15 protein-coding genes and 1 pseudogene are annotated in these 12,968 nt (G+C 63.0%); 8 read left to right on the top strand and 8 right to left on the bottom strand.

Annotation, left to right across the window (positions count from 1 at the left end; all coding sequences use genetic code 11):
* The first annotated feature begins 65 nt into the window (after positions 1–65).
* Together NKI88_RS00580 and NKI88_RS00575 are read left to right on the top strand one after the other, a co-directional pair.
* On the top strand, positions 66–1,313 hold the full coding sequence (locus tag NKI88_RS00580) for a cytochrome P450 (RefSeq protein ID WP_352653506.1): 1,248 nt from the start codon (positions 66–68) through the stop codon (positions 1,311–1,313).
* Positions 1,314–1,331: 18 nt separating this feature from the next.
* The gene (locus NKI88_RS00575) at positions 1,332–2,048 is read left to right on the top strand and encodes a transporter substrate-binding domain-containing protein (protein ID WP_352653505.1); all 717 of its coding nucleotides are present in this window, start codon (positions 1,332–1,334) and stop codon (positions 2,046–2,048) included.
* A 20-nt stretch (positions 2,049–2,068) separates the two neighbouring features.
* Here the strand turns inward: NKI88_RS00575 and NKI88_RS00570 are convergent, their stop codons facing one another.
* The 6 genes from NKI88_RS00570 to NKI88_RS00545 form a co-directional block, all read right to left on the bottom strand.
* Positions 2,069–2,416 (bottom strand): cupin domain-containing protein, encoded by a 348-nt coding sequence (locus tag NKI88_RS00570; protein WP_023823245.1) that lies wholly within the window; start codon positions 2,414–2,416, stop codon positions 2,069–2,071.
* A gap of 140 nt (positions 2,417–2,556) precedes the next feature.
* Positions 2,557–3,837: an O-acetylhomoserine aminocarboxypropyltransferase gene (locus NKI88_RS00565; protein WP_023742820.1), complete on the bottom strand. Its 1,281-nt coding sequence runs from the start codon at positions 3,835–3,837 to the stop codon at positions 2,557–2,559.
* 167 nt (positions 3,838–4,004) lie between these two features.
* A complete protein-coding gene (locus tag NKI88_RS00560; RefSeq protein ID WP_023711525.1) occupies positions 4,005–4,526 on the bottom strand; it encodes a CoA-binding protein in 522 nt (173 codons plus the stop codon).
* Positions 4,523–5,299 (bottom strand): AAA family ATPase, encoded by a 777-nt coding sequence (locus NKI88_RS00555; RefSeq protein ID WP_023682312.1) that lies wholly within the window; start codon positions 5,297–5,299, stop codon positions 4,523–4,525. The genes NKI88_RS00560 and NKI88_RS00555 overlap by 4 nt, the downstream gene beginning before the upstream one ends.
* 8 nt (positions 5,300–5,307) lie before the next feature.
* Positions 5,308–5,730: a VOC family protein gene (locus NKI88_RS00550; protein ID WP_352653504.1), complete on the bottom strand. Its 423-nt coding sequence runs from the start codon at positions 5,728–5,730 to the stop codon at positions 5,308–5,310.
* A gap of 12 nt (positions 5,731–5,742) precedes the next feature.
* A complete protein-coding gene (locus NKI88_RS00545; RefSeq protein ID WP_023689473.1) occupies positions 5,743–6,564 on the bottom strand; it encodes an enoyl-CoA hydratase in 822 nt (273 codons plus the stop codon).
* Positions 6,565–6,710: 146 nt separating this feature from the next.
* Here NKI88_RS00545 and NKI88_RS00540 point away from each other — a divergent pair, with 146 nt between their 5' ends.
* From NKI88_RS00540 to rpsI, 3 genes are all read left to right on the top strand, one after another.
* Positions 6,711–7,175 carry a PaaI family thioesterase gene (locus NKI88_RS00540; protein ID WP_352653503.1) on the top strand — a complete coding sequence of 155 codons (465 nt, stop codon included), beginning with the start codon at positions 6,711–6,713 and terminating at the stop codon, positions 7,173–7,175.
* Positions 7,176–7,380: 205 nt separating this feature from the next.
* The gene (gene rplM, locus NKI88_RS00535; RefSeq protein ID WP_023669409.1) at positions 7,381–7,845 is read left to right on the top strand and encodes a 50S ribosomal protein L13; all 465 of its coding nucleotides are present in this window, start codon (positions 7,381–7,383) and stop codon (positions 7,843–7,845) included.
* Position 7,846: 1 nt separating this feature from the next.
* Positions 7,847–8,329: a 30S ribosomal protein S9 gene (gene rpsI / locus NKI88_RS00530; RefSeq protein WP_023669408.1), complete on the top strand. Its 483-nt coding sequence runs from the start codon at positions 7,847–7,849 to the stop codon at positions 8,327–8,329.
* Positions 8,330–8,593: 264 nt separating this feature from the next.
* Here the strand turns inward: rpsI and NKI88_RS00525 are convergent, their stop codons facing one another.
* Positions 8,594–9,493, bottom strand: a complete 900-nt coding sequence (locus tag NKI88_RS00525) for a LysR family transcriptional regulator (RefSeq protein ID WP_352653502.1) — start codon at positions 9,491–9,493, stop codon at positions 8,594–8,596.
* Between the two features lie 91 nt (positions 9,494–9,584).
* Here NKI88_RS00525 and NKI88_RS00520 point away from each other — a divergent pair, with 91 nt between their 5' ends.
* Positions 9,585–10,457 (top strand): aldo/keto reductase family oxidoreductase, encoded by an 873-nt coding sequence (locus NKI88_RS00520; RefSeq protein WP_352653501.1) that lies wholly within the window; start codon positions 9,585–9,587, stop codon positions 10,455–10,457.
* A 200-nt stretch (positions 10,458–10,657) separates the two neighbouring features.
* On the opposite strand, the pseudogene NKI88_RS00515 reads toward NKI88_RS00520, so the two are convergent.
* Positions 10,658–10,877: pseudogene (locus NKI88_RS00515) on the bottom strand (glycerophosphodiester phosphodiesterase family protein); the annotation flags it as partial.
* 98 nt (positions 10,878–10,975) lie between these two features.
* On the opposite strand from NKI88_RS00515, the gene speB reads away from it, so the two are divergent.
* Positions 10,976–11,977, top strand: coding sequence for an agmatinase (speB, locus tag NKI88_RS00510; protein ID WP_023669405.1), 1,002 nt, complete (start codon positions 10,976–10,978; stop codon positions 11,975–11,977).
* A gap of 29 nt (positions 11,978–12,006) precedes the next feature.
* Complete coding sequence (gene argC / locus NKI88_RS00505; protein WP_023682318.1) at positions 12,007–12,933, top strand: N-acetyl-gamma-glutamyl-phosphate reductase; 927 nt, start codon at positions 12,007–12,009, stop codon at positions 12,931–12,933.
* The last annotated feature ends 35 nt before the right edge of the window (positions 12,934–12,968 follow it).

The raw sequence follows: 12,968 nt of genomic DNA, 5'->3' as shown, positions 1-12,968 counted from the left end.
ATAGGGCCGTCGGGTGCCAACATCCGGTCTGGCACCAAGCCGGCAAGCCGCGGTAATGGTCTGGCATGACCACATCCATGCCGCCCTACCTCGCCTTTGATCCAGCCACGCGCCGCCTGCGGCTCGATCCGCACGAACCGGCGTTTTTCCAGAACCCCTACGACGCCTATGCCGTCCTGCATGGCGCATCGAATGCCTTCTTCTGGGAGGAATTCGGCTTTTGGTGCTTTGGCGGCTTCGACGACGTCAACCGGCTGTTGCGCGACCGCCGCTTCGGTCGCCAGAACCCGGCCGGCATTCCCGACAGCCGCGGCATCGGCGAGGATCGCTCGCATTTGGCCGCTTTCGACGGCATCGAGAGCAATTCGATGCTGGAGCTGGAGCCGCCGGTGCACACCAGGCTCAGAACCCTGGTCAACCGCGCCTTCGTCTCGCGCCAGGTCGAGCGGCTGCGGCCGCGCGTGGAGGCGCTGGCCAATGAGCTGATCGACCGTTTCGAACCGCGCCAGGTCGATCTATTGCCCAGCTTCGCCGCACCTTTGCCGATCACCATCATTGCCGAAATGCTCGGTGTGCCGGTCGAAATGGGGCCGCAACTGCTCGACTGGTCGCACCGGATGGTGGCCATGTACATGCATGGCCGGACGCGCGAGACCGAGGAAGCGGCCAATCGCGCCGCGCGCGATTTTTCCGACTTTTTGCGCGGCTATGTCACCGAGCGGCGCAAGAAGCCTGGCGACGACCTGCTGTCGCTGCTGATCGCGGCGCAGGAGGATGGCCAGAAGCTGTCGGAAGACGAGTTGGTCTCGTCCGCCATCCTGTTGCTCAATGCCGGCCACGAGGCGACCGTCCATCAAACCGGCAACGCCGTGCGCACGTTGCTGGCGCAAGGCGGCGACCCCGGCCGTTTCTTCACCTCGCCGGAAGCAACCGCTGCGACGGTCGAGGAGTGCCTGCGCTTCGACGCGCCGCTGCACATGTTCACCCGCTACGCCTATCAGGAGGTCAAGGTGACATCCGGGGTTGTCGTACAGCCGGGCGAGACGATCGGCCTGCTGCTCGGCATGGCCAATCATGATCCGCTTGCCCTTGCCGAACCTGGCGCCTTCCGGCCCGGCCGACTAGACCAGAAGAATGTCTCGTTCGGCGCCGGTATCCATTTCTGCATCGGTGCGCCGCTGGCGCGGCTGGAGTTGCAGGTGTCGCTGAAAACCCTGTTCGAGCGGCAGCCGCAACTCCATCTTGCGGAGGAGCCGCGCTTCCGCGACACCTATCATTTCCATGGGCTGGAAAAGCTCATTGTGAGCTTGTGAGGACGGCGGAGCCGACGCATGCCCGAGAAAATGAGATTCGCCTTTCTACAGGAACCACCCTTCTGCTTTATCGACGGATCGGGACGTCTGGGCGGCAGCGATGCCCAACTGGCCACGAGGGTCTGCCTGACGCTCGGGCTGGAACTTTTGCCCATCGAGACCGAGTTTGCCGAACTGCTGCCTGGGCTTGCCGAACATCGGTGGGACATAACCACCGGCCTGTTCATTTCCGACGACCGCCGGAAGCTGGTCGACTTCACAAGGCCGATCTGGATGCTGGCGGATGGATTGCTGGTCGCGAAAGACAATCCCCGGGCCTTCGATGGCTATCGGTCCGTAGCCAATGATCGGACGGCGCTGATCGGCGTCATATCGGGCCAGATCCAGCACCGGACGGCCCTGCAAAACGCTATTCAGCCCGAACGGCTAAGGATATTTGCCACTCAGGCCGAAGCAGCAAACGCCGTCGCGGCCGGCGTGGTGCATGCCTATGCGAGTGTAGCGCTCGCGCATCGCGGCTATCTGAGCCGGCGACCCGACGCGCCTCTCGACGTCATCGACGTCCCGGCAGTCGAAAAACAGCCAGCGCCCGGCGCTTTCGCTCTCGCCAAAGGCAGTGCCACCCTGCTCCAGCGCGTCGACTTATGTCTCAGTGATTTGCTTGGCAGTCCCTGGCACAGGGAGATGATGAGCGGATACGGCTTTTCCGACACTGACATCGATCGGCTTTTGTGAAGTCCAAGCGCGCCGCGTGATCAGAGCTTGATCACATACTCCTTGCGGGTCGTTTCAACCACTTCCCAGCTGCCCCTGAAGCCTGGCCTGAGCACGAAACTGTCGCCGGCGCGCACCGTGCGGGCCTCGCCGCCGTCCTCGGCAACCACCGAGACGCCGGAAAGGATGTGGCAGAACTCCCATTCGTCATATTCGATGCGCCATTTGCCCGGCGTCGCTTCCCAGATGCCGGCATAGAGGCGGCCATCGCGCTCCTCGACATTCCAGGTGCGGAACTTCGGATCGCCCGCAATCAGACGATCCGGCGCCGGGGCGCCATGTTCGGCGTCGACGCTGTCGGTCGATATTGTCAGGTAATGCGCGGACAGGGTTTGCCTCCAACAGGTTAGTGAGTAGTGAGTAGTGAGTAGTGAGTGGAAAGCGCTCCCTCGAGCGGGTGGCTAATCACTAATCACTGCTAACTAGTGAATACCGACTACTACTCACTACTCACTACTCACTCAAAAAATCAAACCTTGGCCAAAGCCTGTTCCAGGTCGGCGACGATGTCGTTGACATCCTCGATGCCGACGGAAAGCCGGACCGTGTCCGGTCCCGCACCCGCCTTGACCTTCTGCTCGTCGGAAAGCTGGCGATGCGTGGTCGATGCCGGATGGATGACCAGCGACTTGGTGTCGCCGACATTGGCGAGGTGCGAGAACAGTTCGAGCGCCTCGACGAACTTGATGCCGGCCTCGTAGCCGCCCTTGAGGCCGAAGGTGAAGACAGCACCGGCGCCTTGCGGCGAGTATTTCTTCTGCAGCGCGTTGTTCTTGTCGCTGGGCAGGCCGGGATAGTTGACCCAGGCGACCTTGGGGTGGTTGGACAGCCAGCCGGCGACGGTGACCGCATTGTCGCAATGGCGCTGCATTCTGAGCGGCAAGGTCTCCAGCCCGGTCAGGATCAGGAAGGCATTGAACGGCGAAATCGCCGGGCCGATGTCACGCAGGCCAAGCACGCGCGCGGCGATGGCGAAAGCGAAATTGCCGAAGGTTTCGTGCAGGACAAGGCCGCCATATTCGGGGCGCGGCTCCGACAGCATCGGATATTTGCCGGATTTCGACCAGTCGAACGTGCCGCCATCGACGATGGCGCCGCCGATCGAATTGCCGTGGCCGCCGATGAACTTGGTCAGCGAATGGACGACGATGTCGGCGCCATGCTCGATCGGCCGCACCAGATAGGGCGAGGCCAGCGTGTTGTCGACGATGAGCGGCAAGCCGTGCTTGCGGGCGATGTCGCCGATCTTCTCGATGTCGACGAAGGTGCCGCCGGGATTGGCCAGGCTCTCGATGAAGATCGCCTTGGTCTTGCCATCGATCTGGCTTTCGAAAGTGGAGATGTCGTTGGTGTCGGCCCAACGCACCTCCCAGCCGAAATTCTTGAAGGCATGGCCGAACTGATTGATCGAACCACCGTAAAGCCTTGTGGCGGCGACGAAATTATCGCCAGGCCGCATGAGATTGTGGAACACGATCACCTGTGCGGCATGGCCGGAAGCAACGGCAAGTGCAGCCGTGCCGCCTTCGAGCGCCGCGATCCGCTCTTCCAGCACCGCCTGGGTCGGGTTCATGATGCGGGTGTAGATGTTGCCGAAGGCCTTCAGCCCGAACAGCGAGGCGGCATGGTCGGCATCGTCGAACACAAAGGAGGTCGTCTGGTAGATCGGCGTGGCGCGTGCGCCCGTTGCCGGGTCGGGCTTGGCGCCGGCATGGACGGCGAGCGTGTTGAAACCGGGCGTGCGGGTCATCGAAAACCTCCCTGAGCGGTAAACGTGTGAATGGTGAAATGATGAATGGTGAGCGATAAATGGTGGTCGCAAAGTCGGCCAGTCCCACCTTGATTGCAAGCCGCTCATATGCGGCTTTACCCGGCTTCCAGGAAAATCCTTCTATTCACCATTCACCATTCACTGCCTTACTTCTGGCGCACACCGAAACTCTGGAATCCCGACCGCATCAGCGGCTTCTTCGACGACAGCACACCGGAGTTGACGCCGGTCCAGCCGATCTCGCCCGACAGCTTGCCATATTCGATCTTCGGGCAGCGGTTCATCACCACCTTGATACCGGCCGCCTCGGCACGCGCGGCCGCCTCGTCGTCGCGCACGCCAAGCTGCATCCAGATCACCTTCGGCAAGGGGTCGAGCTTCAGCACCTCATCTACAATGCCGGGCACCGATGCAGAGGCGCGAAAGATGTCGACCATGTCGACCGGCTCCGGCAGATCGGCAAGGCTGGCATAGGTCATGCGGCCGAGGATTTCCTTGCCGGCCTGCCCCGGATTGATCGGAAACACCGAAAAGCCCTTGGCCAGCAGATATTTCAGCACGAAAAAGCTCGGCCTGACATCGTTGGCCGACGCGCCGACCATGGCGATGGTCTTCACAGAATTGAGGATGCCGCCGATATAGGCATTGTCGTAGCTATCGTGATTCACTCGTCGGTCTCCCTCAGTGCTTCCTCCATAAAGGACTGCGGGTCCGTGCAGAAGTCGCGCATCATGCGAAAATGATCGGTATCGGTGAAATCTGTGGGGTCGAGGCCGAAGCGGCTGATGCGGAACAGCCGCGCGCCCGGACAGGCCATCAGCAGCGGCGAGTGCGTCGCCATGATCACTTGAGCCGTGCCGGACCGGTCCATGCGCCGCAGCATCTTCAGCAGCTCGATCTGCCGCGATGGCGACAGCGCGCTTTCGGGCTCGTCGAGGATGTAGATACCTTGCCGGCGGCAGCGCTCCTCGAAGAAGCGGATGAACCCTTCACCATGCGACCAGGACAGGAAATCCGGCGGCGCCCCGCCAGATTCCAGCGCCGCCTGATCGAGATAGCGGGCAACCGTGTAAAAAGATTCGGCGCGGAAGAACCAACCCGCTGTGACCTTCGGCAGCCAGTGGCCGCGCAACGTGTCGGCAAGCGCTGCACCACTCTCGTCGATGGCGCCGGAGTGGTCGACGGGCATGTAGCCCTTGCCGCCGCCGGCTTCGTCGTAACCGGCCACCGCGCCGATCGCTTCCAGCAGCGTCGATTTGCCGGTGCCGTTTTCGCCGACAATGATGGTGATCGGCGTGGTGAATTCGAGCTCGAATTCGCGGCCGCGGAACAGCGGCAGGTTCCAGGGATATTTTTCCCAATCTTCCACGCGCTCGGGGTCAATCAGGATGCGTTTGAGATAAGGCGCCTTAAGCCGGGTCAGTTGCTTGCGATAGCCCATGCGGACGCTCAATCCGGCAGCGAGATGGTGCCGTCATCCGCGATCGGGAAGGCCGGATTGTGCGCCACTTCCCAGACATGGCCGTCGGCATCGGCGAAATAGCCGTACCAGCCGCCCCAGAAGGCACGGCCGGCCGGCTTGACGATTGTGCCGCCGGCGTTCTCGGCTGCGGCCAAGACCTCGTCAACCTCGGCATCGGAGCGGGTGTTGTAGGCGAGGTAGACCGCCGACGGTGCTGCGGCGAAGGCAATGCCTGAATCCTCCTCGGCGCTTGGCCGCGGGAACAGGCCGAGAATGGCGCCGCCCATCTGGAAGAAGGCGACGCCATCGGTGATGCCGGCGTGGCGCTTCATGCCCATGCCCTCGTAAAAGCGCACGGCGCGCTCGAGATCGTCGGTGGCGATGGTGATGATGGAGATGCGCGGTTCCATGGATCGAAAAGCCTATTCGTCCGTCCATTCCGGTTTACGCTTGCCTATAAAGGCGCCGATGCCTTCCTCGGCGTCGCGGGCCAGCATGTTCTCGACCATGACGCGGCCGGTATAGGCATACGCGTCCGCCAACCCCATCTCGGCCTGCGCGTAAAAGGCTTCCTTGCCGGTCTTGACCACCAGAGATGATTTGGAGGCAATGGTTTGCGCGTATTTGGTGACGATCTGATTCAGGTATTCGCGCGGCACGACGCGGTTGACCAGGCCGAATTCCTTGGCGGTTGCGGCATCGATGGTCTCGCCGGTGAGCAGCATTTCCATGGCGTGCTTGTGAGACACGTTGCGTGACAGCGCCACCATCGGCGTCGAACAAAACAGGCCGATATTGACGCCCGGCGTGCAGAAGGTCGCTTCATGCGAGGCAATGGCGAGGTCGCAACTGCAAACCAGTTGCAGCCCCGCAGCGGTGGCTAGGCCATCGACTTCGGCGATGATCGGGAGCGGATGGCGCACGATCTGCTGCATCAACGCCGCGCAAGCCGAAAATGTCTGCTCGAAAAACCCCTTGCCCTTGTCGGCGTCGGCGCGGCGCGCGGTCATTTCCTTGAGATCGTGACCGGCGCAGAAGACTTTCCCGGCGGCCGCCAAGACGATGACGCGGACCGATTTGTTGGCCTTGGCACGGTCGAGCTCGGCGCTCAATGCCGCCATGACGGAAAGCGACAAGGCATTGGCGGGCGGATTGGCGAGCGTCAGGCGCAGCACGCCCTTGTCCAGCCCGGCGATGACCGGCCCGTCTATGGCAACAGGTTTGATCGAAAGGATTTCGGCCATGACAAGGGTCTCCGCGATTCCGCCGGGCGCCGCCAGACTATCTAATATCGGATCGAGTTTCATCAACACCCATCGCTTGCGCCAGAGGTGTTGCCAGAAGCGCATCATTGCGTTCATACAGGCCCGGCATAGAACGAGAGACCGACATGCCCGCCCAGGATAATCTCAAGCCGGTGCTGACGGCGGCTGAAGTCAATGCGCTGATGGCCAGCGTCTACCCGCAGCTCAACGACGAGTTCACGTCGTATGAGGCGCTCGATGTGTTTCCGGGCGGCTGCACGGTGCGGCTCAATGCCGACGAGCGGCATTTGCGGCCCGGCGGCACGGTGTCCGGGCCCTCGCTGTTCACGCTGGCCGACATTGGCGGCTATGTCTGCGTGCTCAGCCATGCCGGGCCGGATGCGCTTTCGGTTACCGTCAACCTCAACATCAATTTCGTCCGCAAGGCCGAAGCCGGGCCGATCGACGGCCATTGCCGCATCCTGAAGCTGGGCAAGAGCCTGATGGTGTTCGATATCGACATCGTCGGCGGACCGAGGGGACACACGGTAGCGCATGCGACCGGCACCTATTCGATCCCGCCGAAGCGCGCCGCCGATGTGGTAAAATAATACCTTTTGGTCAAACCTTTGTTTTTGCGAGCAGACGTGCGTTTCCTGCGCCTTGACGTGCCCACTCCCCTCGCCTATAAGCCGTCACGAAGCAGCGGCCCGCCAAGGCCGCCGTTTTGTTATTGGCGGCGGGCAAGTGCTTTGTCGCCAATCCAAGCAACAAGAAACGCCTTCTTCGGAAGGTCAAAATCGAAAGCAGAAATCCATGGCAACCTTTTCGCAGAAGCCTGCGGATGTGGTGAAGAAGTGGGTGCTGATCGACGCCGAGGGTCTCGTCGTCGGCCGTCTCGCCACTGTCATCGCCAATCATCTTCGCGGCAAGCACAAGCCCACCTTCACCCCGCATGTCGACGACGGCGATAACGTCATCGTCATCAATGCCGACAAGGTGGTGTTCACCGGCAAGAAGTTCACCGACAAGGTCTATTACTGGCACACCGGTCACCCCGGCGGCATCAAGGAGCGCACCGCGCGCCAGCTGCTCGAGGGCCGTTTCCCCGAGCGTGTCGTCGAGAAGGCCGTCGAACGCATGATCCCGCGCGGGCCGCTCGGCCGTCGCCAGATGAAGAACCTCCGCGTCTATGCAGGCACGGAACATCCGCATGTCGCCCAGCAGCCCGTCACCCTCGACGTCGGCGCGCTGAACGCCAAGAACAAGAAGGTTGCATAAGATGGCTGAGCTTTCCTCGCTCGCAGAATTGGGCGCCGCCACCGGCAACACCAACACCCAGCCGGCAGCACCCGTCCATGTCCAGAAGCTCGACAAGTCGGGCCGCGCCTATGCCACCGGCAAGCGCAAGAACGCCATCGCCCGCGTCTGGGTGAAGCCGGGTTCGGGCAAGATCGTCGTCAACGACAAGGAATTCGCGACCTATTTCGCGCGTCCGGTCCTGCAGATGATCCTCAACCAGCCGATCATCGCTTCCAACCGCGCCGGCCAGTACGACATCGTCGCCACCGTCATCGGCGGCGGCCTCTCCGGCCAGGCCGGTGCCGTTCGTCACGGCATTTCCAAGGCGCTGACCTACTACGAGCCGGCACTGCGCGCCGTGCTCAAGAAGGGCGGCTTCCTGACCCGCGACAGCCGCGTCGTCGAGCGCAAGAAGTACGGCAAGGCGAAGGCCCGTCGTTCCTTCCAGTTCTCGAAGCGCTAAGCGCTGCGACGTTCCAGACATCGAAAGGCCGCCTCCGGGCGGCTTTTTTGTTTGGGTCACGGCAGTCACCCCGCCCGCGTCTTCGGCGCGACCTCCCCATCGAGGGGAGGTAGGGGTCACGGCAGTTTTGCCGCCCTGAACAATCCACGGGGGTTCGGCTGACACCAAAACCCGACCATAAGAGCGCGACGCCCTACCTCTCCTCGATGGGGAGGTCGGCGCGAAGCGCCGGGTGGGGTGATGGCGCCGGCCTCGGTTCAAGTCTCAGAACTTGCCGGCCTTGATATAATCGACAAACGCCCGTAGCGGCGCCGGAACCAGACGCCGTCCGGGATAGTACAGAAATGGCCCGGGAAAGCTCTGCCACCACGGTTCGAGCACGGGCTCCAGGTCACCGCTTTCGAAGTGAGGGCGAAGCCACCCTTCAAAGAGAGCGACGATGCCGCTGCCGGCAATCGCCGCATGGACGGCAAGATCGCTCGCCCCGCCGATGCGCACGATCAACGGCCCCGTCGTGTCGACCCGCACCACCTCGCCGTCGCGCTCGAATTCCCACGGCAGCATCAAACCACTGGCAAAACGGCCGCGCAGACAAGCATGGCCAAGCAGATCGCTCGGGTGCTGCGGCCGCCCATGGCGATCGAGATAGGCGGGGCTGGCGCCAGTGGCGAAGCGCTGGACGCGCGGTCCGATCGGCACCGCGATCATGTCCTGCTCCAGTCGCTCGTCATAGCGGATGCCGGCGTCGCAGCCGGCCGCCAGCACGTCGACGAAGTTCTCATCGGCGATGACCTCCAGCCGAATGCCGGGATAGGCGGCGAGGAAGCCCGGAACGATGTCGGGCAATATCAGCCGCGCGGCGCTGACCGGGACGTTGAGGCGCAGCGAACCGGCCGGCCTGTCGCGAAAGCCATTAACCACGTCGAGGGCCGCCTCCACCTCCGACAGCGCTGGGCCAAGCCTTCCCAAGAGGCTGAGGCCTGCGTCGGTTGGAACAACGCTGCGTGTGGTGCGGTTGAACAGCCTGACGCCGAGCTGCGTCTCCAGGCGGCGCACCGCTTCGCTCAGGCCCGACGCGCTGCCGCCGCCGGCGCGAGCCCCTTCGCGAAAACCGCCGGCACGCGCCACCGTCACGAAAGCGTTCAGATCGCCAAGGTCCATCATTGTTCGCCATTCCGCACAAGCTGTACGGATTGTACCTTATTATCCCGAGGTTGAGCAGCGTCTATCTTCGCCTCCTCAAAGGAGACCGACCATGTCCACCATCCAAAAATCCGGCACATTCACCCTCGGCAGCCACACCGTGAAACGGCTCGGCTACGGCGCCATGCAACTTGCCGGCCCGCACGTTTTCGGTCCGCCGAAGGATCATGACGCGGCCATTGCAGTGCTGCGCGAAGCGGTGGCCTCCGGGGTCAACCACATCGACACCAGCGACTACTATGGCCCGCATGTAACCAACCAGCTGATCCGCGAAGCGCTGGCGCCCTATCCGCAAGACCTCGTCATCGTCACCAAGATCGGGGCGCGGCGCGGCAGCGACGGCTCATGGCTGCCTGCCTATTCCGCCAAGGAACTTGAGCAGGCCGTGCACGACAATCTCAGGAATCTCGGCCTTGAGGTGCTGGATGTCGTCAATCTGCGCATCATGTTCGGGGTGATGGGTCCGGCCGAGGGCTTGATCGGGGCGCAATTGACCGCGCTTGCCGAATTGCAGCGCAAGGGCCTGGTGCGCCATATCGGCCTGAGCAACGTCACCCCAGCGCAGGTCGAGGAAGGCCGTGGGATCGCCGAGATCGTCTGCGTGCAGAACCAGTACAATCTGGCGCATCGCGACGACGACGCGTTGATCGATGAACTGGCGCGCGCCGGCATCGCCTACACGCCGTTCTTCCCGCTCGGCGGCTTCAGCCCGCTGCAGTCGTCGACCTTGTCGGATGTGGCCGCGCGGCTCGGCGCCACACCCTTGCAGGTCGCGCTCGCCTGGCTGCTGCGCCGCTCGCCGAACATCCTGCTGATCCCGGGGACGTCGTCGGTCGGGCATTTGAGAGAGAACCTGGCGGCGGCGGAACTGGAGCTGTCGGCCGATGTGCTAAGGGAGTTGGATGGCGTAGCGAAAGCGGCGTGAAGATTTTGCGGGCGGCGCTGTCACCCCACCCGCGCCTTCGGCGCGACCTCCCCATCGAGGGGAGGTAGGAGGTCGCGGCAGCCTTGCATGCCTCGCAATCGCTACGACTGTCGGAATCTAAAGCGCCAACGCCCTACCTCCCCTCGATGGGGAGGTCGGCGCGCAGCGCCGGGTGAGGTGATGGCGCCGACGTACGATTTCTAATTGATACTCGCCGTATTCGCGGCTCGGCCGGCTTCGCTTCATCCACATAAGGCACCCGAAACCCATTGGCCCCCAGCCAGCCAATCGCAGCCTTCGGTTCGTCGGTCTGGATGATGGTGGCGCCGCGTTCGGCCCAGAAACCGTGGTCTCGGCCGGCATGCCGGCCTGCACCGCCAGTTCATCGCCGCAGCCGCCGGAGAGGAAGCCGCCGGGCCTTGCGCCTTGGCTATACAAGTCCTTCGCCAAGCTGTGACTGGCATCTTGCGTGCCGGTTCTATAGTTGTGGCAGCCCGATGAACAAAGAAGGACCCGTAATGGCGAACCAGACCATCGACAACGCGTTCACCGCCCGCTCCAAGACGGGGCCTTCCTTCGAGCCGACCTATGCCGGCGCGCTGTCGTTCATGCGGCGCAAATACACAAAGGATGCAAAGGGCGCGGACGCCGTCGTGTGGGGCATTCCGTTCGATGCCGCCGTCACCAACCGGCCGGGCGCGCGCTTCGGGCCGCAGGCGATCCGCCGCGCCTCGGCGATCCTCGACAACGACCCGCAATATCCGTTCTCGCGCGACCTGTTCGAGCATCTCGCCGTCATCGACTATGGCGATTGCCTGCTCGATTCGGGCAATCACCAGAAGACACCAGGCACGATCGAGCGCGAGGCGGCGAAGATCCTGAAATCGGGTGCCTTCCTGTTGTCGCTCGGCGGCGATCATTTCGTCACCTGGCCGCTGCTCAAGGCACATGCCGCCATCCACGGGCCGCTGGCGCTTGTGCAGTTCGATGCGCACCAGGACACCTGGCCTGACGATGGCAAGCGCATCGACCATGGTTCGTTCGTCGGCCGCGCCGTCAATGAAGGCATCATCGACCCCGACCGCTCGATCCAGATCGGCATCCGCACGCATGCCCCCGATACGTTCGGCATCAAGATCCTTTACGGTCACGAGATCGAGGAGATGCGGGCTTCCGACATCGCCTATGCGATCGTCGACCGCACCGGCGGCAGGAAGACCTATCTCACCTTCGACATCGACTGCCTCGACCCGGCCTTTGCGCCCGGCACCGGCACGCCGGTTGCCGGCGGACCGTCCTCGGCGAAAATCCTGTCGACGCTGCGCCAGCTCGGCCAGGTCGATATTGTCGGCGCCGACGTCGTCGAGGTTGCGCCGGCCTATGATCACGCCGATATAACGGCGATCGCCGGCTCGATGGTGGCCATGCACTATCTCGGCCTGGTGGCCGAGCGAAAAGCGCGGGCGGAAGAGCTGAACAGCGGGAACCATGGCGCGGCAAACCATGGCCAGGGCATATAGGCCTGAATTAGCAGGGAATTGACGGGCACATGAAACCGAAAATCTTCATCGATGGCGAACACGGCACCACCGGCCTGCAGATCCGGGCGCTGCTGGCCGAGCGCGGCGACCTCGAGATCATCTCGATCCCGGCCGAGCGCCGCAAGGAAACGGCGGCGCGCGCCGAGTTCCTCAATGCCGCCGATGTCGCCATCTTGTGCCTGCCGGATGCGGCTGCCAAGGAAAGCGTGTCGCTGATTGCCAACGACACCACCAAGGTGATCGACGCCTCCACGGCGCATCGCGTCGCCGAGGGCTGGGAATACGGTTTTGCCGAGCTGGACAAGGATCAGGCCAGGATCATCGCCAATGCGAAACGCGTCGCCAATCCCGGCTGCTGGCCGCAAGGGCCGATCGCGACGCTGCGGCCGCTGGTCGCTGCCGGTCTGCTGCCGGCGGATTTCCCGATCACGGTCAATGGCATTTCGGGCTATTCGGGCGGCGGCCGGCCGATGATCGAGGACTATGTCGCCAAGGGCGAGGATGCCTCTGAATTCCAGGTCTATGGGCTGACCCTGCAGCACAAGCATGTGCCGGAGCTGCGCACCTATGCGAAGCTGTCGCACGATCCGATCATGCAGCCGGCGGTCGGCAATTTCGCCCAAGGCATGATCACAGTGGTGCCGCTGCAGCTCGGCGGGCTCGACCATGTGCCGGCCGGCGCCGAACTGCACGCGGCAATCGCCGACCATTTTGCCGCCATCAAGGGCGGCGTGGTCGAGGTAGCTCCTTACGAGCACGTGGAGCGCCTGCCCGAGATCAATCCCGAGGTCTATAACGGCACCAACCGCATGAAGGTCTATGTCTTTGCCAATGACGACCGGGCGCAGGCGCTGCTGATTGCGGTCTATGACAATCTCGGAAAGGGCGCCTCGGGTGCTGCCGTTCAGAACATGGATCTGATGCTCGGCCTTTAATTCAGTTGGAGAGAGCATTCTGTCGCCCGAAAACC

It is taken from the genome of Mesorhizobium sp. M0317 (assembly GCF_040321555.1).
Classification (GTDB): Bacteria; Pseudomonadota; Alphaproteobacteria; order Rhizobiales; family Rhizobiaceae; genus Mesorhizobium.
This window is presented reverse-complemented; position numbering and strand designations above follow the sequence as displayed.

What these genes read in the sequence shown, in the direction of transcription:
- NKI88_RS00525 (WP_352653502.1), bottom strand. Translation starts at nt 9,493, where the DNA reads ATGATGGACCTTGGCGATCTGAACGCTTTCGTGACGGTGGCGCGTGCC.
- rplM (WP_023669409.1), top strand. Translation starts at nt 7,381, where the DNA reads ATGGCAACCTTTTCGCAGAAGCCTGCGGATGTGGTGAAGAAGTGGGTG.
- rpsI (WP_023669408.1), top strand. Translation starts at nt 7,847, where the DNA reads ATGGCTGAGCTTTCCTCGCTCGCAGAATTGGGCGCCGCCACCGGCAAC.
- NKI88_RS00520 (WP_352653501.1), top strand. Translation starts at nt 9,585, where the DNA reads ATGTCCACCATCCAAAAATCCGGCACATTCACCCTCGGCAGCCACACC.
- NKI88_RS00555 (WP_023682312.1), bottom strand. Translation starts at nt 5,299, where the DNA reads ATGGGCTATCGCAAGCAACTGACCCGGCTTAAGGCGCCTTATCTCAAA.
- NKI88_RS00575 (WP_352653505.1), top strand. Translation starts at nt 1,332, where the DNA reads ATGCCCGAGAAAATGAGATTCGCCTTTCTACAGGAACCACCCTTCTGC.
- NKI88_RS00540 (WP_352653503.1), top strand. Translation starts at nt 6,711, where the DNA reads ATGCCCGCCCAGGATAATCTCAAGCCGGTGCTGACGGCGGCTGAAGTC.
- NKI88_RS00580 (WP_352653506.1), top strand. Translation starts at nt 66, where the DNA reads ATGACCACATCCATGCCGCCCTACCTCGCCTTTGATCCAGCCACGCGC.
- argC (WP_023682318.1), top strand. Translation starts at nt 12,007, where the DNA reads ATGAAACCGAAAATCTTCATCGATGGCGAACACGGCACCACCGGCCTG.
- NKI88_RS00550 (WP_352653504.1), bottom strand. Translation starts at nt 5,730, where the DNA reads ATGGAACCGCGCATCTCCATCATCACCATCGCCACCGACGATCTCGAG.
- speB (WP_023669405.1), top strand. Translation starts at nt 10,976, where the DNA reads ATGGCGAACCAGACCATCGACAACGCGTTCACCGCCCGCTCCAAGACG.
- NKI88_RS00565 (WP_023742820.1), bottom strand. Translation starts at nt 3,837, where the DNA reads ATGACCCGCACGCCCGGTTTCAACACGCTCGCCGTCCATGCCGGCGCC.
- NKI88_RS00545 (WP_023689473.1), bottom strand. Translation starts at nt 6,564, where the DNA reads ATGGCCGAAATCCTTTCGATCAAACCTGTTGCCATAGACGGGCCGGTC.